Source organism: Photorhabdus temperata, from assembly GCF_025384845.1.
Taxonomy (GTDB): Bacteria; Pseudomonadota; Gammaproteobacteria; order Enterobacterales; family Enterobacteriaceae; genus Photorhabdus; species Photorhabdus temperata.
Map to the genome: position 1 here is coordinate 1 of NZ_JAJAFX010000189.1, position 869 is coordinate 869.

Annotated in this window: 1 protein-coding gene; it reads left to right on the forward strand. The window is 45.3% G+C overall.

Annotated elements, in window-relative coordinates; all coding sequences use genetic code 11:
* Positions 1-47: 47 nt before the first annotated feature.
* Positions 48-869 (forward strand): IS5 family transposase gene (locus LGZ99_RS24500; protein ID WP_262979856.1). Its coding sequence is split into 2 segments (ribosomal slippage), with 823 coding nucleotides annotated over them: positions 48-390 and positions 390-869; the frame shifts between segments, so codons are not numbered across the junction. This gene is flagged as partial in the annotation.

An 869-nucleotide genomic window follows, 5' to 3' on the forward strand; every position in this document is an offset into this window, starting at 1 on the left:
AATGAGTAGTATAATCATCTCATTGGCTTCAATGCTGGAGAGAGATGATGGCACGTTACGACATTCCTGATGACGCCTGGGTATTGATAGAACCTTGTTTGCCTCCTTTACATTCAGGACGAGCAGGACATCCTTATGTTGGACATCGCAGAGTGATTAATGGCATGTTCTGGGTGTTGTGCTCAGGAGCTCCTTGGCGCGATTTACCAGAACGCTATGGTCCTTGGAAAACGGTCTATAACCGATTTAATCGCTGGTCAAAATCGGGCATTATTAACAAGATATTTAATCGATTACTGTCCATTCTTGATGAAAAAGGCTTGATTGACTGGTCTGAAATTTGCCTGGATGGGAGCAATATTCGCGCCGGTAAAGATGCCGCAGGGGCAAAAAAAAACATCCTGATATCGCTGACGATCATGCGCTGGGTCGCTCCCGCGGTGGTTATGGCACCAAAATCCACTTGGCAACCGACAGAAAAGGTTTTCCCCTCAATCTAATTTTGACGGGTGGACAAGCTCACGAAAGTCAATCTGCAATCCCTTTGCTCGACGGCATTGGCATCCAACGCAAAAATGGTTTCATGAAACGGCGGGGTAAAGCCGTGTTGGCGGATAAAGGCTATTCGGGAGGAAAACTCCGCGGTTATCTGAGGAAATTGAGAATAAAGAGTATTATTCCGTATAAAATCAATGAAAAAGGAAGTACTGACGGTCGGGCGCAATTTGATGAACAGGCTTATCGGGATCGCAATGTTGTTGAACGCTGTTTCGGTTTCCTCAAAGGAAATCGGCGTATCGCCACACGCTACGAAAAAACAGCACGAAATTATCTGTCCATGGTGAAATTAGGCTGTATTCGATTCTTTT